This window comes from Pseudomonas sp. GL_139_B (genome assembly GCF_057834475.1).
The window spans coordinates 5,219,096-5,237,828 of the sequence record NZ_CM174403.1 but is presented as its reverse complement, the minus strand read 5'-3'; the positions used below and the strand labels follow the sequence as shown (position 1 = coordinate 5,237,828).

Below are 18,733 nucleotides of genomic sequence, written 5' to 3'. Positions count from 1 at the left end.
ACATAGATCCACTGTGGGAGTGAGCCTGCTCGCGATCTAGGTTGTATCAGGCTGGAACCGGTTCCCGGCGGACGATATACATCCCGGCGCTTTGATACAGCCGCTGCGCCCGAAGGTTGTCTTCCAATACCTTCAAATCGACAAACCCTTCCCGGCGTTGCTTAAAGACGTTGAACGCTTGCAACAGCAAGGCGCGGCCAAGCCCGAGGCGTTGCGCCCGTGGATGCACCACCAGGTTTTTGATGTAGGCGCTGGTCCAGCACTGGCACACACCGACGATACCTTCGGCATCCAGCGCAATGAAACACAGGGAGGGATCGTATTCGGGGTCGGTTTCAAACCGCTGTTGCCACACAGCCAGCGCCGGCACGCGGCCGCCACCGTCCTGAACCCCCTGTTCCATCAAACGATGAATGGCTTCTGCCGATTCAGGGCGGTACTGGGTCAGGACAATCCCCTGAGGCCAGGCGATTGCTGGCATAGCCTCAGCGAGGTTGCGCCGCATCAAAAAACAAAAGCCCTCGGCCATCTCTCAATGACCTTGTTCAGCGACGGCCTTGGCCGCATCGATCAGGCATTTGGTCAGTTCTGGCGACGAGAATTTGGTCAGCACCGCGTTAGCCCCGGCCAAACGCGCTTTCTCGCTGTTCATTGTGCTGTCCAGCGACGTGTGCAGCAGCACATACAGGTGCGAGAAGTCTGGCGTTTCGCGCAGCGTGCGGGTGAAGGCGTAGCCATCCATCTCAGACATTTCGATGTCCGAGACGATCAGATTGATCTGTTGGGCCGTGCCTTGCAGCTCGAGCAGGCAGTCGATCGCTTCCTTGGCGCTGCGGGCGGTATGGCATTGCAGGCCGAGATTGCGCAGCGTGTGCACGGATTGTTGCAATGCGACCTGGCTGTCATCGACCACCAATATGCGCGCGCTGCCCAGGATTTCGGCGTCTTCCATACTCAGTTCGGTCGGGGCGGTTTCAATCTTTGCCGGCGCGATGCCGTGGATGACTTTTTCGATGTCCAGTACCTGTACCAGCGTGCCGTCTACCGAGGTCACGCCGGTAATGTACGAGCGCACGCCGCCGGAACCGAAGGGTGGCGGGCGAATGTCGGAGGTCAGGCAGTGAACGATCTTGCTCACGGCTTGGACATGAAGGCCCTGTTTGGAGCGACTGACGTCGGTGACGATCAGGCAACCACCGTTCGGGTCTTCCAGCGGGCGCTCGCCGATGGCACGGCTCAGGTCGATCACCGACAACGACGCGCCACGCAGGGTGGCGATGCCTTTGACGTGGGGATGCGACTCCGGCAGCCTGGTTAGCGGCGGGCAGGGGATGATTTCGCTGACTTTCAGCAGGTTGATCGCCATCAGCTTGCCGCTGCGCAAGGTAAACAGCAGAAGCGAAAGTGAATCTGCGCGGGCTTTGGTGGAGGACATATATACCTTCTGTAGAAAAAGGTGATGGGCGATCGCGGGATTGCCAAAAACTATCGATATCGGGTTATCGACTTGTAGTGGGCAGGCTTTAGAAATTCGGGCGGCGTTCCGACGATGGGGCCGTCACTTCATCCCCAGCCTTTTGGCCATGCGCCCCAGATTCGCCCGATCCAGCCCCAGCTCACGCGCAGCACTCGCCCAGTTGTTGTGGTGCCGCTCCAGGCAAGCACTGATCAATTGCCGCTGATAGTTCTCGGTGGCTTCACGCAAATCGCCAGACACCAGCACCAGAGGGCTGATCGCCGGCTGCTCACTGACGACTTCAACACTGCCCGTGGGCAAATCCAGGTCCGCAGCGCTCAAGCTGAGAATCTTCGGTCGGTCCTTGCAGTTGCCCAGCGCTTTAAGCGCGCTGCGACCAATCAAATGCTCCAGCTCCCGCACGTTCCCCGGCCAGTTGTAGGCCATTAATGCGGCCTGCGCATCGCTGTTCAAACGCAGGCTGTTGAGGCCCATGCGCGAGCGGTTTTGCTCCAGGAAGAAGCCGCTGAGCAGCAGTACATCCCGACCACGGTCGCGCAGTGCCGGTACCAGCAAGGGGTAAACACTCAAGCGGTGGTAGAAGTCGGCACGGTAGCGACCGTTGCGCACTTCCTCGGCCAGGTCGCGATTAGTCGCCGCGATCAGGCGCACGTCCACCTGGTGTTCCTTATCCGAACCCAGGCGCTGCAATTGCCCGCTCTGCAAGACGCGCAGCAGCTTGGCTTGCACCGTCAGCGACAGTTCGCCGACTTCATCGAGAAACAGCGTGCCGCCATTGGCCAGTTCGAACTTGCCGCGACGATCATTCGTCGCGCCGGTGAACGCGCCACGCACATGGCCAAATAACTCGCTCTCGACCAGAGTGTCTGGCAGGGCCGCGCAGTTAAGGCTGATGATCGGTTTGTCGGCCCGCGCAGAGGCAGCATGGATCGCCTGTGCGACCAATTCTTTGCCAACCCCGGTTTCACCGGTGATCAGTACCGTCAGGTCACTGCCGCCCACCAGATTGATCTCTTCCTCCAGGCGTTTGTGCGCCTTGCTCTGGCCGATCATTTCGCGGTTCTGCTGACCGCTGGCTTGACGGTAAACCTCGGCGCGCTGGTGTTCGTCTTCGGCGCGATTGGCCAGGCGCTCGATACGTTCGGCGGCATTGACCGTGGCTGCAGCGAGGCTGGCAAAGGCTTGCAGGGCATCCAGTTCGATGGGCTGAAATTGTTCCGGGTCGAGGGCGTCGAGGGTCAGCAAACCCCATGGACGCTCGTCGATAAACAGCGGGCAACCCATGCAGTCGTGGACTTCCAGATGATCGTCGAGGCCATCGACCAGTCCGTCGTAAGGGTCAGGCAGGTCGCTGTCGGCGGCGAAGCGGGTCGGGCCGTGACTGCTGAGCAAGGCCTCGAAACGCGGGTGCTCGCTAACTTTGAAACGCCGGCCCAAAGTGTCGGTGCTCAACCCGTCGACGGCCAGGGGCTCCAGCCATTCGCCATCAAGACGCAGCAGGGCAGCGGCATCGCAGGGAAGCAGGGCGCGCATGGCTTCGAGCAGGCGTCGATAACGCTCGCCTTCGGGCAGTTCGCGGGACAGGTCGGAGACCAGGGGTAGCAGGGCGGTGAGCAAAGATTTTGCAGTCATAGTGACTCCATGTAGTCGATAGGACTATAAGACAACTTGTGTCGATATGACTACTTTGTTTTTAACCTGTTGATTTATAACGATTATAGTTTTGGCATGGAAACTGATACGTCTAAGGAAATACACATCAAGCTCCGGAGCTGTCCTTATGCTTAGCGTTCAAGACCGTGCAATCGTCAAATCCACCGTACCACTGCTGGAAAGCGGCGGCGAAGCGCTGATTACGCACTTCTACCGCATGATGCTCTCCGAATACCCGGAAGTCCGTCCGCTGTTCAACCAGGCTCACCAGGCCAGCGGTGATCAGCCTCGCGCACTGGCCAACGGTGTTTTGATGTACGCACGTCATATCGACCAGCTCGACCAATTGGGCGACCTGGTGGCCAAAATCATCAACAAGCACGTGGCCCTGCAAATCCTGCCGGAACACTACCCGATTGTCGGCACCTGCCTGCTGCGTGCCATCGCCGAGGTGCTGGGCGAAGAAATCGCCACCCCAGAAGTCATTGCGGCCTGGGGGGCTGCGTATGGTCAACTTGCCGAGATATTGATCGGCGCTGAAAGCAGCATCTATGACCAGAAAGAACAGGCCCCTGGTGGCTGGCGGGGGGCGCGGGAATTCATCGTCGCGGCCAAAGTCGAGGAAAGCGCAGAAATCACTTCGTTCTACTTCGAACCTGCCGACAAAGGTCCGATCCTTGCGGCGGAACCTGGCCAGTACATCGGCATGAAACTGATCCTTGATGGCGAAGAGATTCGTCGCAACTACTCGCTGTCGGCGTTGGCGAACAAGGGGCACTACCGCATCAGCGTCAAACGGGAAACCGGTGGGCTTGCGTCTAATCACTTGCACGATCACCTGCAGGTCGGTTCGAGCATTCAGTTGTTCCCGCCATCGGGCGAATTCACCCTGACGGCCAGTGATAAACCGCTGGTGCTGATCAGCGGCGGTGTCGGCATCACGCCGACGCTGGCAATGCTTGAGGCTGCGTTGGCCACGGAGCGCCCGGTGCATTTTATCCACTGCTCGCGTAACGGCAGCGTGCATGCCTTCCGCGACTGGATCGATGGGTTGGCCGAACGTCATCCACAACTCAAGCGTTTCTATTGCTACGACGAAGACGACGGTGTCAGCGCTGCTGCGCACATGGTCGGGTTGTTGAGTCAGGAACAATTGGGCGAGTGGTTGCCCGAGCAGCGTGACCTGGATGCTTACTTTCTGGGGCCTAAAGGGTTCATGGCGGCGATAAAGCGTCACCTGAAGGCGTTGGGGGTTCCGGAGAAGCAAAGCCGTTATGAGTTCTTTGGGCCGGCTTCGGCGTTGGAATAACTGTATGCGGCGACTCGGGAGACCGAGTCGCCTTCATCGCGAGCAAGCTCGCGATGGCCGCACCAAGGTCTCAATTCTTGATTACAGTTCGAAAAGTTAATCCCTTCTTAACCGGCTTATCGTTTATTCCCCCAAACCCAACAGCACGCGCCAGGCTCTCAAACGTCGGAGCCTGCGTGTAGACTGGCGGCAACTGCTATCTAAAAGGGAAGCGCGATGAGCGAGGAAACAATGCGGTTGGGGCGTGAACGGCGCTATCTGGTGTTACTGGGCATCATTTGCCTGGCGTTGATTGGTGGTGCGTTGTACCTGCAAGTGTTCAAGGGCGAGGCTCCGTGCCCGCTGTGCATCCTCCAGCGTTATGCGTTGCTGCTGATCGCGGTGTTTGCCTTTATCGGCGCGGCAACGCGCACCCGTCGCAGCATTACTGTGTTCGAGACGCTGGTGGTCATTTGTGCCATTGCAGGCACGGCGGTCGCCGGGCATCACGTCTACACCCAGTTCTATCCAGCGGTCAGCTGCGGCATTGATGTGCTGCAACCGATAGTCGATGGTTTGCCGCTGGCGAAGATCTTTCCGCTGGGCTTCCAGGTGGATGGTTTCTGTTCCACGCCGTACCCGCCGATCCTCGGTCTTTCGCTGGCGCAATGGGCGCTGGTGTCGTTCGTGCTGATCGTGATTCTGGTGCCGTTGCTGACTTCACGTAACCGTAAAGCGCTGTACTGAGGCGGTTCGCCCCACCACTGCGTCATCCAAAAAAACGCCCCGGCCCTCGTTGAGAGGGTTGGGGCGTTTTGCATTTCAGAGGGCAGGTAAAAAGACCGTGATGCGAGGTAAGCAGGGGTGTGACACGTCTGCGACACGTTGTCACAGCGAGAGTATCGCAAGGCGTTTCGAGAGGATTAATTGACGCAGGGCATGGCAGCAAAATTGGACTGTTGCGGCGGTTCATCGCATCACCCCGGAAATGTTGAAGCAGGCAATTTTAACAAGGGTTGGCAAATCGCCAGAGCCCTTGTCGTATAGGGGGTTGGGCAATGAGGGGGGCGACGGCGGGGGGCTCGAAGCTGTCTGAACTGCGCAAGGTAGTCCTACTAATTTTGGTGTTTTTGTTGAGAATGAATTTCGATAACATGCCGCGCTTTTGCGAAATGCGTTAATGATTGTTGCTGGAATGGATAGAAATTATTTCGAGATGAGACATGGTTTATGAATCGTTACATATCTACAATCGCCCGCACTGAAATCCCGGCACTGCTCACCCCACTCAGGTGCATGAGCAGAAAGTAGGGCGTCGAGGGGCTTGAGTGCTTCATGCGACTCCCGGGTGTCGGAGCCTTTCCAACTATCCGCACCAAATGGAATTGGTCTGTAACAAGGCCTTTGACCACGAAATCGAATAAGAACGTACCGCTGGCCCAGGATTTGTCGAGCAGCGTCTGACGCGCGACGGGCGGCCCCTTATTCAATCCAAGAAAAATGCCAACCCTTGGCAGGGTGAAGTGTTGGCGATCAAAACCCAACTGCATTGCGCAAGCTGCTTTAGAGGTCGTGAGATGAGTAAAAACAGGTACCCCAGACTACTAGGCTTATTGCCGCTGATTGGCACGTTGTTGCTGTCAGGCTGCAACATGACCTTGCTCGATCCCAAGGGCCAGGTTGGCCTGGACGAGCGAAACCTGATCATCACCGCAACGCTGCTGATGCTTCTTGTCGTGGTACCGGTCATCGTCATGACCTTCCTGTTCGCCTGGAAATATCGCGCCTCCAACACCAACGCCGTCTACACGCCGAAGTGGTCGCACTCCACCAAGATTGAAATCGCGGTGTGGTTGATTCCAGTGCTGATCATCATTGCCCTGGGTTATGTCACCTACAAGTCGACCCACGCGCTGGACCCGTACAAGCCCCTGGAATCCGACGTCAAGCCGGTCACCATTCAAGTGGTATCGATGGACTGGAAGTGGCTGTTCATCTACCCGGAACAAGGCATTGCCACGGTCAACAAGATCGTCTTCCCGGCCAACACGCCGATTAACTTCCAGATCACCTCCGACACCGTGATGAACTCGTTCTTCATTCCGGGTCTGGGCGGCCAGATCTATGCGATGGCGGGCATGCAGACCAAGCTGCACCTGATCGCCAACCAGAACGCTGAATTCGACGGGATCTCCGCCAACTACAGCGGCGCGGGTTTCACCGGCATGAAGTTCAAAGCAATCGCCACCTCTCAGGCGGACTTCGATGCCTGGGTCAGTGATGTCAAGAAGGCACCTAAACAGCTTGAAAAAGCTGAATACGAAGCCCTTTCCAAGCCAAGCCAGAACAATCCAGTAGAGCTCTACTCCTCGTTCACGCCGAACCTGTTCCAGACCATCGTCGACAAGTACGAAGGCATGAAACCGGGTCCGAAAGTGGACCACGAGAAGAAAGAGAAAGAAGTGGCCCAGATGGAAGGGATGGACATGAGTTCGCATTCAGCTGCCGGGGCAGAGGAGTAAACGATGTTTGGTAAATTAAGTTGGGAAGCGGTCCCGTTCCACGAGCCGATCGTGATGGTGACCATCGCCATGATCGCGCTCGGCGGTCTGGGCGTATTCGCTGCAATCACCTATTTCAAGAAGTGGACCTACCTGTGGTCCGAGTGGCTGACTTCGGTCGACCACAAGAAAATCGGCGTGATGTACATCATCGTCGCCATGGTCATGCTGCTGCGCGGTTTTGCCGACGCCATCATGATGCGTACCCAGTTGGCCATGTCCACTGAGGGTTCGCCTGGCTACCTGCCGCCTGAACACTATGACCAGATCTTCACCGCTCACGGTGTGATCATGATCATCTTCATGGCGATGCCATTCTTCACCGGCCTGATGAACCTTGCAGTGCCGCTGCAGATCGGCGCGCGTGACGTGGCCTATCCGTTCCTGAACTCCCTGAGCTTCTGGCTGCTGATGTCTGGCGTCGTGCTGGTCAACGTGTCCCTGGGTGTCGGCGAGTTCGCCCGTACTGGTTGGGTTGCGTATCCACCGCTGTCGGAACTTGGCTACAGCCCTGGCGTGGGTGTGGACTACTACATCTGGGCGCTACAGCTATCGGGTCTGGGTACGACGCTGACGGGGGTCAACTTCCTGGCCACCGTGCTGAAAATGCGTACACCGGGCATGAAACTGATGGACATGCCGATCTTCACCTGGACCTGTACCTGGGCCAACGTTCTGATCGTCGCTTCCTTCCCGATCCTGACTGCTACCCTGGCTCTGCTGACGCTTGACCGTTACATGGATTTCCACATTTTCACCAATGAACTTGGTGGCAATCCGATGATGTACGTCAACCTGTTCTGGGCCTGGGGTCACCCCGAGGTTTACATCCTGATTCTTCCGGCGTTCGGGATCTTCTCCGAAGTCATCTCGGCGTTCTCCGGCAAGAAGCTGTTCGGTCACCACTCGATGATCTACGCCTCGGGCGCGATCTCGATCCTGGGCTTCATGGTCTGGCTGCACCACTTCTTCACCATGGGTTCGGGTGCCAACGTCAACGCCTTCTTCGGTCTGGCGACGATGCTGATCTCGATCCCGACGGGGGTGAAGCTATTCAACTGGCTGTTCACCATCTACCAGGGCCGTCTGCGCATGACCAGCCAGGTTCTGTGGACCCTGGGCTTCATGGTGACCTTCGCCATCGGCGGCATGACCGGCGTACTGCTGGCCATTCCGGGTGCTGACTTTGTCCTGCACAACAGCCTGTTCGTCATTGCTCACTTCCACAACGTGATCATCGGCGGCGCCGTGTTCGGCTACATCGCCGGCTTCGGCTTCTACTTCCCTAAAGCGTTCGGCTTCAAGCTGCACGAAGGTTGGGGCAAGGCAGCGTTCTGGTTCTGGATCTCGGGCTTCTTCGTCGCGTTCATGCCGCTCTATGCACTGGGCTTCATGGGCATGACCCGTCGTCTGAACGCTACCACCAACCCTGAGTGGGTTCCGTACCTGTACGTTGCAATGTTCGGCGCGGTCATGATCGCGGTCGGTATTGCCTGCCAGTTGATCCAGCTCTACGTCAGTGTCCGTGACCGTAAGAAGCCGGAAAACATGTGCGAGCACGGCGACCCGTGGAATGCCCACACGCTGGAATGGTCGACCTCGTCGCCACCACCGTTCTACAACTTTGCCGTACTGCCAAAAGCCGACTGCATCGACCCGTTCACTGAAGCCAAGGAAGACGGTACTGCGTACCAGACTCCGGTCAAGTACGAGCCGATCCACATGCCAAACAACACCGCGACCGGCCTGGTCATGGGTGCTCTGTTGACCGTGTTCGGTTTCGCGATGATCTGGCACATCTGGTGGATGGCCATCTTCGGCCTCGCCGGCGCCGTGATCTACTTCGTGATCCACGCTGCCCGTGATGACCAGGGCTACATGGTGCCGGTCGACGTGATCGAGCGCACCGAAGCCGAGCAGCGCAAACGTCTGGTAGCCGCAGGGAAAATCCCGGCCACTGCCACCCGTGTTGAAACCTCGTTGGAACAGGCTTAAACCATGTCGAACTTAGTGACCAATGCTGGACACACCCATGTCGATGGACATGGGCACGATGACCATCACCACGACTCGGGCGAGATGACCGTATTCGGTTTCTGGCTCTACCTGATGACCGACTGCATTTTGTTTGCGTCGATCTTCGCGGTGTACGCGGTACTGGTTAACAACGTAGCGGGTGGCCCGTCGGGCCACGACATTTTCGAACTGCCATACGTGCTGGGCGAAACCGCCTGCCTGTTGTTCAGTTCGATCACCTACGGCTTCGCCATGCTGGCGTTGTTCAAAGGCAACAAGAAGGCGGTATTGGGCTGGTTGGCCATCACCTTCCTGTTCGGCCTGGGCTTCATCGGCATGGAGATCAACGAGTTCCACATGCTGATCTCCGAAGGCTACGGTCCTAACCGCAGCGGCTTCCTGTCCGGGTTCTTCACCCTGGTTGGTACCCACGGTCTGCACGTGACCAGCGGTCTGATCTGGATGGCGATCATGATGTATCAGGTGCAGAAAAACGGCCTGACGGCGACCAACAAGACCCGTCTGAGCTGCCTGAGCCTGTTCTGGCACTTCCTGGACGTGGTGTGGATCTGCGTATTCACCGTTGTTTACCTGATGGGGACCCTGTAATGGCTAATGCACACTCCCACGATGGCCACGGCCACGACGATAGCCACGGCAGCGTCAAGTCCTACGCCATCGGTTTCATCCTGTCGGTGATCCTGACGATCATTCCTTTTGGCCTGGTGATGTACCCGTCGCTGCCAAAAGCCATGACCCTGTGGATCGTACTGGCCTTCGCAGTGATCCAGGTGCTCGTGCACCTGGTGTACTTCCTCCACCTGGACCGCTCCGCTGCCCAGCGTAACAACGTGATTGCGTTTGTCTTCGCTGCATTGGTGATCGTTCTGTTGGTTGGCTTGTCGCTGTGGATCATGTTCAGCATCCACACCGTCATGATGGCGCACTGAGGAAAGTCCGGATGTCCTTTAAGCACTTTATCCAAATCACCAAACCGGGGATCATTTTCGGTAACGTGCTTTCTGTGGCGGGCGGATTTTTCCTGGCCTCGAAAGGGCATGTCGATCTGGCCATATTCCTGGCCGCGATGATCGGCACGTCTCTGGTGGTGGCTTCCGGTTGCGTGTTCAACAACTGCATCGACCGCGACATTGACCTGAAGATGGAACGCACCAAGAACCGGGTGCTGGTCCAGGGCTTGATCTCCCTGAAACTGGCCCTGGCCTTTGCGACCGTCCTGGGTGTTGCCGGCGTTGCGTTGTTGTACAAGGTGGCAAACCCGCTGGCCGCGCTGTTCGCGGTGATCGGTTTCGTCATCTACGTCGGCTTCTACAGCCTGTACCTCAAGCGCAAGTCGGTTCACGGCACGCTGGTGGGCAGTCTGTCAGGCGCCATGCCGCCGGTGATTGGCTACGTTGCTGTGACCAACAGCTTCGACATGGCCGCACTGACCTTGCTGGTGATGTTCAGCCTGTGGCAGATGCCGCATTCCTACGCCATCGCGATTTTCCGCTTCAACGATTATCTGGCTGCATCAATTCCGGTGCTGCCAGTGAAGCGCGGCATCGAAGTGGCCAAGAAGCACATCCTGCTCTACATTCTGGCGTTCCTCGTGGCGACCTTGATGCTGACCTTCAGCGGTTACGTCGGCATGAGCTACCTCGCCGTCGCTGCGGCCATGGGCATGTACTGGTTGTACATGGCCTGGACCGGTTACAAGGCAGTGGATGACACGGTCTGGGCACGCAAGCTGTTCGTGTTCTCGATCTTCACCATTACCGCGTTGAGCGTGATGATGTCCCTGGACTTCAAAGTGCCGACCGAGCTGCTGCTGACGTACGCGCCTTAAGCGTCGGATGCTGTAAACAAAAGCCCCGCCTTCGAGAGAAGTGCGGGGCTTTTTGTTGGGGGCTTTCTGGTGGACCGTGTGCCCCCTTCGCGAGCAGGCTCGCTCCCACATTGGACCGCATTTCTCCAGTTGGAATGCGGTCGAGTGTGGGAGCGAGCCTGCTCGCGAAGGCCGCACCTCGGTCTGTCAGGAGCCTCATCTATCAAGCAACCGGAAAAACCGCTCCCGCACCTGCGGATCATCGCTATGCGCGACATTGAAGCGCAGAAAGTTATTGGCGTCGGCAGCTTTACTCAACATGGTACCTGGCGTGAGCACTAGGTCATTTTTGAGGCCTTTGTCGGCGAGGGCTTCGGCGTGAAAACCGTTGGGCAAACGGGTCCAGATGAACAGACCTTCGCCCGGTACCGACGACACCGAGCACCCCGCCTCCACCAGCCAGCGCGCCACACGACTGTTCGATTCATACAAGCGATCCACCGTGCGCCGGATGTGTTTGGTGTAGCTGCCGTTGCTGAGCATCGTGCAGATGATCTGCTCCGCCAATTCCGAGGTCACGCCGCCGATGCTCATCTTCAGGCTGATCATTCGGGCGGCCAGTTGCGGTGACAGCACGGCGTAGCTGACCCGGCTGTTAGCCGTCAGGGTCTTGGAGAAACCGGACACGTAGCTGACCGTATCCAGCCCGCTCGCGGCCAAGCGTGGGGTGCGTCGTTGCTGGAGATCTCCGTACAGATCGTCTTCAACAATGTGGAAGCCGTATCGGTGACTCAACTCCAGCAGGCGATAAACTTGCGCTGCGGAAAACGAGTGCCCGGTCGGGTTATGCAGGGTGCTGTTGGTCATGTAGAGCACGGGGCGATGGGCGATCAGCAATTGCTCGAAAGCCTCCAGGTCCAGACCATTGCAATCGCGGGGTAGGGTGATAATCCTGGCACCGTGCAACGCCAGGTTGGTGTGCAGGTTGAAGTAGCACGGATCGTCGAGCAGCACCGTATCGCCGGGCTTTATCAACAGGCGCATCAGCTGGTCGATGGCCTGCATGGTGTTAGCGGTGGTGATGATTTGCTCCACCGGCACTTCGATACCGAAGCCCGACAACTTCACCCGCAACGCCTCACGCAGCGGCCGGTAACCACCGACCTCGCCGTATTCGCCCATGCGCAAAGACGTCGCACGAAGAGTACCGCGTACCGCTTTGAGCAGTTCTTCGGCGGGTAACCACGAGCCAGGCAAAAATCCGCAGCCGGGCCGCAGCGCGCCGTTGTCCAGCAGCACTGCACGGCGGACCCGGCTGAGGGTGTCTTGCGGTTGCAGATCCGGGCCAGCAGCGGCTGGGTTTTGCAGGCTCGCCCGGTGGACGTAATGCCCCGAGCCTTGGCGCGAGACCACCAATCCCTTGGCACGCAATCGGTCGAGAGCGTCGACCACGGTGGACTTACCGACGTTCATCAATTCAGAGAGTTCGCGAATCGGCGGCAACTTGGCCCCGTGCGGCAGGCCCCCCTGGCTGATCGCCACGGACAGCTGATCGACAATCTGCTGCACCAACGGTGCTCCCGGCTGGAACTCGATGGCGGCGATCACGGCGCGCTGAGCCTGCATTTTACTGGTCTCCCTGGCAGTAAACTTCGCTGGATTCTATACGAACTTGCCCTGATCAGGAGAAGCGTCTGTCTCTACCATCAAGGACGCAGTTCGCATGATGGATCAGGAGAGCTCAGTAGATGATTACGCAAATAACCCGCGACGAACGTTTTCTCGCGATGGCCAAAGAACTCGGCTTCGATATCTACGATGAAAACCCGGCTGGTGGGCATTACGCGCCGCTGCTTCGGCATGACGATGAGGTGTATCTCAGTGGCTTGGTGCCAAGAATGAACGGCAAAATCCAGTACCCCGGCCGAGTGGGGCTGGAACTCAATTTGGCGGACGCTCAAGAAGCCGCGAGCATCAGCGCCATACGCGGTCTGGCGCTGATCCGCGAGGCCATCGGTTCACTGGATAACGTCAAGGCACTGCTTCGCGTCACCGTGTACGTGAAATCCACCTTCGACTTCGTCGACCTCAGTGAGGTGGCCAACGGTGCGTCGGATGTCTTTACCCATGTGTTGGGCGACGCCGGTAAACATACGCGAACGACGGTTGGTGTTTATCAGTTGCCGAAAAACGCGCCGGTAGAAGTGGACATGATCGTGGCTCTGAATCCCTCGACGGTCTGATTCGTGCAGGCAATAAAAAGCCCCGCTGCAAGGGCGGGGCGTTCGGTGGTGCGTGTTACTGCGCGGCGATGCTGTAGCCGTCGAACGCGGTTTGTTGCTGCAGTGCGGTGATGATGTTCTTGCGGTTGACCGCTTGTTCGACGCCTGCGTTATCGAGGAACGTCTCGCTTTCAATCACTGCGTCATCGCCTTCGCCGACGAAGGCAAAGCCGAGGAACTCCAGCGCTTGGCGGTCAACGTTCAGGCTAGAACGCGGAGTGCGCAGCGGCAGGGTGACACTCATGCCGTCCTTGCTGATGGTGAACACTTCGAGATCTTTCTTGGCGCGAGCCACTTTGCTTTTGCCACTGCTCGGGTTGCTGATGGCTTGATGCGTCTGGTTCAGCACTTTCAGCGCCAGGCCGTAGACGATTTCCTGAAACGCCGGGTCATCCTTGAAGCTGGAGAGAATCCGGCCAATCGAGAATTTGCTGCTCAGGTCTTCCAGAGCCGCAATGTCGGCCGCTTCCGCGTCCTTGAGTTGCTTGAGTTCGCCCATCAGTTCATAGGCTTTATCGTCGTCGAAGCTGTCATGAGCCTGGCGAATCGCGGCGCGTAGCTCGCGGATCTGGTCGCTTTCCCGGGTGGATTGAAAAGCGTCCAGGACCATCTCGCTGATGATCTTGGCCTGAGGCACATGCTGTGAAAGATTGATGGAGTTTTCGTATTCCGCTTTGGACGACAAGGTGATTACGGATTCAGCGGTGTTGGAATCGGACATTGAAATTTCACTACTTCTTTTAACTTGAATTGAGGCGAGAAAGCACGGGGCCTTTTCAGGTCGCCTAATCTATTGGACCACGGCAGTGTTGTCACGGATGAACAGGCAGTTGGTCATGTTTTTTGCGAGTGGGTATTTGTGGGCATTGCCGGAACGTGTGCTGCGGGCTAATTCCCCATCGAATTCAGGTTCATCGAGTGAACCGCCCATTGTTCCGCCGTTTGCTGATCCACCGGCAAGGAGAAGCGAAAGGTCGCGCCCCGCCCCGGAAGATCGATCAGCTGGATCTCGCGACCATGCAATTGCAGGATCCGATGCACGATACGCAGTCCCAGTCCGCCATCGCGCCGTGCACCGCCAATGTTGAAGGGGCGCAGGAACAGACCTTCGCGCAACGGCGCAGCAATGCCTGGGCCGGTATCGCTGACAGTGACTTCGATAAACGGTCCTTGGGGGCGCAGGCTCAGTTCGATCTCTCCACCTTGAGGGGTATCACGCAGGGCATTGTCGAACAGGTTGGTCAACACCCGCTCGATCAGCCCCAGGTCGGCGCAGGCCGCAGAAACATTGGGGGCGAAGGTGGCTTTCAGCTCAATCTGGCGCGCTTCGGCGGTCAATTCGAATTTCTGAAAAATATCCTGCACCAGATCAGTCAGGGAGAAGCGTTCCAGCACCGGCTGGACGAAACCATGTTCCAGCCTGACCAGCTCCAGCAGCGATTGCGCCAACCCACCCACCTTGCGGCTTTGATCCAGGGCGATGCCCAGATAGCGACGCCGGTCGGCGGGGGATAGCGTGGCGTCCTTGAGCGACAGGGTTTCCAGGTACCCGTGCAGCGAGGCCAAGGGCGTTCGCAGGTCGTGGGAAATGTTCGCCACGAGTTCGCGACGCTCCTGGTCCTGACGCGTCAGCGAGCGCCACTGCTCATTGAGGCGGGTTTGCATCTGCCGGAAGGCGGCGTCCAGCACTGCAATTTCATCGTGACTGGCGGCTTTTTCTACCGGTTCCGAGGCCGGCGGTGTGGAGGGCATGCCATCGATGTCGAACTGACTGACCCTTTCGGTCAAGCGCCGCAACGGCCGGGTAATCAGGGCAAAGGCCGTGAGACCGGCGATCAGGCACAACAAGGCCACCAGACCGATGGATAACAGCGCGGTATTGAGCGCGGCGCTGGTGGCCCCGCGTTCGGCGAAGCGGTCGTGTTCTTCGCTGAGCAGTACTACGTAGAGATAACCGGCCGGCTGACCGTTGACCCGCAATGGCGCGGCGCTGAACACCTTGCGGCCATCGACGCTGCGCGGGTCATCGCCGAGAATCGGCAGGGCATCGCCTTTGAGCAAACGCTGGATGGGGGCCAGATCGATCCGCTCCCGGTGTATCCGGCCTTCCGGTGCGGCACTGCCGACAATCTTGCCCTCGGTGTCCAGCAGATAGACCTCAACGCTGGGATTGACCTGCATGAGTTTGCTGAACAATTCACGGATGGCATCGGGCATCAGGCCGCTGCTGTCCATCAGCACTGTGTCATGGGCGATGTGTTGCGCCAGATCGCGCGACAGCCCCTGAACCACTTCCAGTTCATGCATTTTGTTGGAGCGCACTTGCATCCATGCCGATGTGCCACAGCACACCAGCAATAGAATGGCGAACACCAGGGACAGGCGTTGTGTCAGGGTCAGCCTCATGGCTGCTCCTCCTTGACGGCGAATTTGTAACCCCGCCCCCACACCGTGAGGATGCGCACGGGTAGCGCCGGATCGGCTTCGATCTTGGCCCGCAGACGGTTGATGTGGGTGTTCACCGTGTGTTCGTAACCTTCATGGCTGTAACCCCAGACCGCGTTGAGCAAATCCATGCGCGAGAAAACTTTGCCGGGTTGGCGGACGAAGAAATACAGCAGGTCGAATTCCCGTGGCGTCAGGTCCAGGCGCCGACCGTCGAGCGAGACATCGCGGGTGATCGGGTCGATCGACAGGCCGTCCGTCATCAGGCTGCCCGAGTCCATCTTCAGATTGCGGGCCATGGCGTCGACCCGGCGCAGCAGGGCTTTGACCCGCGCGACCAGTTCCAGCATCGAAAAGGGTTTGGCGAGGTAATCGTCTGCGCCGAGTTCCAACCCAAGGATCCGGTGCATTTCGCTGGAGCGCGCACTGGTGATGATGATCGGGGTGTAGCGGGTCATCGCCCGCGCACGGCGGCAGATTTCCAGGCCGTCGACACCCGGCAGCATCAGGTCGAGGATCAAGGCGTCCCAGCTTCCTTGCTGCAACAGGCGCATGCCTTCATCACCGTCGGCGCAGTGCACCACCTCGAACTGCTCATCGCGAAGATGAAGGCAGATAAGGTCGGCGATGTGCAGGTCGTCCTCGACTACCAGGACGCGTTTGGTCTGTTCCATAAAGCTCAATCCTTTGTAGCGCAATGGGCACATTGTGCGGGTTTTCCTCAGTCCGAGTTATCACGAATTGTTTAACTGCTCGTGAGGATTTGGCGATCAACCCAAGCCTAGGCTGTGTTCCATATCAGGCACCTGGAATTTTGGAGAAGGCCATGTTTTCACGGCGACAGTTTCTTGTAGCGGGCGGCGGGCTGGGCGTTGCAGCCTTGGTGATTGGTGTGTTGCCAAAATTTGCCGCCAGTAGCGCACTGGTCAGTGACGCCGGCGCGGCGGAGGTGTTCGAGGTGACCCACAGCGACAGCGAATGGCACGCCATGCTCAGCGACGAACAGTACGAAATCCTGCGTGAAGAGGGCACGGAGCGGGCCTACAGTAGCCCGTTGAACAATGAACATCGCGCAGGTGTTTTCGCTTGTGCAGGGTGTGATTTGCCGCTGTTTTCATCCGACACCAAGTTTGACAGCCGCACCGGCTGGCCCAGCTTCTGGGCACCCCTGGACAAAGCGGTGGCCACTCGTCAGGACCGCTCCTATGGTGTGTTGCGTGAAGAAGTCCACTGCCGGCGATGTGGCGGTCATCTGGGCCATGTCTTCGACGATGGGCCCAAACCCACCGGTCTGCGTTACTGCATGAACGGTCTGGCGCTGAAGTTCGAGCCGCAGGCGGCTTGATCCATGGGGCATATCCTTTCACTCATTTGATGCAGGTCGACGCTATGTGGCTTTTGGTTCTCGCTTATCTCGGTGGTGTGCTGACGATTGTCAGCCCCTGCATTCTGCCGGTGCTGCCCTTTGTCTTCGCGCGAACCGGGCAGCCGTTTATGAAAAGTGGCTTGCCGCTGTTGGCGGGGATGGCGTTGACCTTCGCCCTGGTCGCCACGTTGGCGGCGGTGGGCGGCGGTTGGGTGGTGCAAGTCAATCAGTACGGTCGCTGGCTCGCGTTGCTGTTCGTTGCACTGTTCGGGCTGACGCTGTTGCTGCCTCGATTGGCCGAGCGACTGACGCGGCCATTAGTGGCGGCCGGCAGCCGATTGTCGGAAGCCGCTGGCGCCGATGCCCGGCCGCGTCCTGGCGCTTCGTTCCTGATCGGCGTTGCTACGGGCCTGCTCTGGGCACCGTGCGCCGGTCCGATTCTGGGCCTGTTGCTGACAGGGGCCGCGCTGCAAGGGGCAAGCATCGAAACCACGTTATTGCTGCTGGCTTACGCGGCAGGTGCCGCCACTTCGCTTGCCGTGGCGCTGCTGCTCGGCGGTAAAGTTTTCGCGGCGATGAAGCGTTCGATTGGCGCTGGCGAATGGGTCCGACGCGGTCTGGGGGCGGCGATGCTGGCGGGTGTCGCGGCGATTGCCCTGGGGCTGGATACGGGGATTCTGGCGCGGGTTTCGACCGCATCCACCGGCGGGATCGAGCAAGCCTTGGTGGGCCGGTTGGCCGGCAAGTCGCCGAACAACAGCGGGGCGATGATGACCGCGGGTGGCGCGATGAAAGCGAGTGACAAGGCATCGGGCGCGTTGCCGATTGAAGGCAATCTCCCACCGCTGGATGGCGCGGTGCAATGGCTCAATTCCCCACCTCTGACCGTGCAGGCCTTGAAGGGTAAAGTCGTGTTGGTGGATTTCTGGACTTACTCCTGCATCAACTGCCTGCGCACCTTGCCGTATGTGAAAGCCTGGGCTGAAAAGTATCGCGATCAGGGATTGGTGGTGATTGGCGTCCATGCACCCGAATTCGCCTTCGAACGGGATGTCGGCAATGTCACCAAAGCCATGAAAGACCTGGGCATCAACTACCCGGTGGCCATCGATAACGACTACAAAATCTGGCGTGCCTTCAACAATGAATACTGGCCGGCCCATTATTTTGCGGACGCACAGGGGCGCATTCGTTATCACCACTTTGGTGAGGGCGAGTACGCCGAATCGGAAAGGGTCATTCAGCAACTGCTGCATGAAGCAGGAGCGGTGAAGGTCGCGGATGGTCTGATCAGCGCTGATGCGACAGGGGTTCAACTTGCGCCGGACATGAACGAAGTGCAATCACCGGAAACCTATGTCGGCTTCCAGCGTGCCGAGCATTTCGTCCCCGAAACCGGCCTTGTGCCTGACAAAGTGGCCGCGTACAGCCCTCCCGCCGAACTGGCCCTCAACGATTGGAGCCTGGAGGGAAATTGGAATGTCGGTTCAGAGCGTGCGATTTCCAGCGCGCCCGCCAGTCGCATCCTCTATCGCTTCCATGCACGCGATTTGCACTTGGTGCTGGGTCCCGGTGCCGACGGTAAACCGGTGCGATTCAAAGTGCTCATTGACGGCAAAGCCCCTGGCGATGCCCATGGCACCGATGTGGCACCCGATGGCAGTGGCAGTGTGAACTCACAGCGTTTGTATCAATTGATACGACAGAGCGGCAGCGTGACGGACCGGACGTTCAGCATCGAGTTTCTCGATCCGGGTGTGTCTGCGTATGCGTTTACGTTTGGTTGAAATCATTCAATTGGTTGAGGAGTCTTACCT

At 58.4% G+C, this 18,733-nt stretch carries 17 protein-coding genes; 10 read left to right on the top strand and 7 right to left on the bottom strand.

The window, feature by feature from the left end:
• Nucleotides 1-46 precede the first annotated feature (46 nt).
• From AC3ISI_RS23880 to norR, 3 genes are all read right to left on the bottom strand, one after another.
• Complete coding sequence (locus tag AC3ISI_RS23880; RefSeq protein ID WP_489334092.1) at nt 47-505, bottom strand: GNAT family N-acetyltransferase; 459 nt, start codon at nt 503-505, stop codon at nt 47-49.
• Between the two features lie 27 nt (nt 506-532).
• Nucleotides 533-1,435, bottom strand: a complete 903-nt coding sequence (locus AC3ISI_RS23875; RefSeq protein WP_489334091.1) for a chemotaxis protein CheV — start codon at nt 1,433-1,435, stop codon at nt 533-535.
• A 123-nt stretch (nt 1,436-1,558) separates the two neighbouring features.
• Nucleotides 1,559-3,109 (bottom strand): nitric oxide reductase transcriptional regulator NorR, encoded by a 1,551-nt coding sequence (norR, locus tag AC3ISI_RS23870; protein ID WP_489334090.1) that lies wholly within the window; start codon nt 3,107-3,109, stop codon nt 1,559-1,561.
• A gap of 148 nt (nt 3,110-3,257) precedes the next feature.
• Here norR and hmpA point away from each other — a divergent pair, with 148 nt between their 5' ends.
• The 7 genes from hmpA (at nt 3,258) to cyoE (ending at nt 10,844) form a co-directional block, all read left to right on the top strand.
• On the top strand, nt 3,258-4,439 hold the full coding sequence (hmpA, locus tag AC3ISI_RS23865) for an NO-inducible flavohemoprotein (protein WP_489334089.1): 1,182 nt from the start codon (nt 3,258-3,260) through the stop codon (nt 4,437-4,439).
• A 216-nt stretch (nt 4,440-4,655) separates the two neighbouring features.
• A complete protein-coding gene (locus AC3ISI_RS23860; protein ID WP_489334088.1) occupies nt 4,656-5,165 on the top strand; it encodes a disulfide bond formation protein B in 510 nt (169 codons plus the stop codon).
• Between the two features lie 830 nt (nt 5,166-5,995).
• Nucleotides 5,996-6,940: a ubiquinol oxidase subunit II gene (gene cyoA, locus AC3ISI_RS23855; RefSeq protein ID WP_489334087.1), complete on the top strand. Its 945-nt coding sequence runs from the start codon at nt 5,996-5,998 to the stop codon at nt 6,938-6,940.
• Nucleotides 6,941-6,943: 3 nt separating this feature from the next.
• Nucleotides 6,944-8,974: a cytochrome o ubiquinol oxidase subunit I gene (cyoB, locus tag AC3ISI_RS23850; protein WP_489334086.1), complete on the top strand. Its 2,031-nt coding sequence runs from the start codon at nt 6,944-6,946 to the stop codon at nt 8,972-8,974.
• 3 nt (nt 8,975-8,977) lie between these two features.
• Nucleotides 8,978-9,604: a cytochrome o ubiquinol oxidase subunit III gene (locus tag AC3ISI_RS23845; protein ID WP_027922711.1), complete on the top strand. Its 627-nt coding sequence runs from the start codon at nt 8,978-8,980 to the stop codon at nt 9,602-9,604.
• The gene (gene cyoD, locus AC3ISI_RS23840) at nt 9,604-9,945 is read left to right on the top strand and encodes a cytochrome o ubiquinol oxidase subunit IV (RefSeq protein WP_027922712.1); all 342 of its coding nucleotides are present in this window, start codon (nt 9,604-9,606) and stop codon (nt 9,943-9,945) included. The genes AC3ISI_RS23845 and cyoD overlap by 1 nt, the downstream gene beginning before the upstream one ends.
• Nucleotides 9,946-9,956: 11 nt before the next feature.
• A complete protein-coding gene (gene cyoE / locus AC3ISI_RS23835; protein ID WP_477794725.1) occupies nt 9,957-10,844 on the top strand; it encodes a heme o synthase in 888 nt (295 codons plus the stop codon).
• Nucleotides 10,845-11,039: 195 nt separating this feature from the next.
• Here the strand turns inward: cyoE and AC3ISI_RS23830 are convergent, their stop codons facing one another.
• Nucleotides 11,040-12,449 carry an aminotransferase-like domain-containing protein gene (locus AC3ISI_RS23830; protein ID WP_489334085.1) on the bottom strand — a complete coding sequence of 470 codons (1,410 nt, stop codon included), beginning with the start codon at nt 12,447-12,449 and terminating at the stop codon, nt 11,040-11,042.
• A gap of 122 nt (nt 12,450-12,571) precedes the next feature.
• On the opposite strand from AC3ISI_RS23830, the gene AC3ISI_RS23825 reads away from it, so the two are divergent.
• Complete coding sequence (locus AC3ISI_RS23825; protein ID WP_489334084.1) at nt 12,572-13,066, top strand: RidA family protein; 495 nt, start codon at nt 12,572-12,574, stop codon at nt 13,064-13,066.
• A 55-nt stretch (nt 13,067-13,121) separates the two neighbouring features.
• Here the strand turns inward: AC3ISI_RS23825 and AC3ISI_RS23820 are convergent, their stop codons facing one another.
• The 3 genes from AC3ISI_RS23820 to AC3ISI_RS23810 form a co-directional block, all read right to left on the bottom strand.
• Nucleotides 13,122-13,826, bottom strand: a complete 705-nt coding sequence (locus AC3ISI_RS23820) for a hypothetical protein (RefSeq protein ID WP_489334083.1) — start codon at nt 13,824-13,826, stop codon at nt 13,122-13,124.
• 167 nt (nt 13,827-13,993) lie between these two features.
• A complete protein-coding gene (locus tag AC3ISI_RS23815) occupies nt 13,994-15,511 on the bottom strand; it encodes a sensor histidine kinase (RefSeq protein WP_489334082.1) in 1,518 nt (505 codons plus the stop codon).
• Complete coding sequence (locus AC3ISI_RS23810) at nt 15,508-16,224, bottom strand: response regulator transcription factor (RefSeq protein ID WP_489334081.1); 717 nt, start codon at nt 16,222-16,224, stop codon at nt 15,508-15,510. Before AC3ISI_RS23810 ends, AC3ISI_RS23815 begins: the two co-directional genes overlap by 4 nt.
• 152 nt (nt 16,225-16,376) lie before the next feature.
• On the opposite strand from AC3ISI_RS23810, the gene msrB reads away from it, so the two are divergent.
• Nucleotides 16,377-16,895, top strand: a complete 519-nt coding sequence (msrB, locus tag AC3ISI_RS23805) for a peptide-methionine (R)-S-oxide reductase MsrB (protein ID WP_489334080.1) — start codon at nt 16,377-16,379, stop codon at nt 16,893-16,895.
• Nucleotides 16,896-16,939: 44 nt separating this feature from the next.
• Nucleotides 16,940-18,703, top strand: a complete 1,764-nt coding sequence (locus AC3ISI_RS23800; RefSeq protein ID WP_489334079.1) for a cytochrome c biogenesis protein DipZ — start codon at nt 16,940-16,942, stop codon at nt 18,701-18,703.
• Nucleotides 18,704-18,733: the final 30 nt, after the last annotated feature.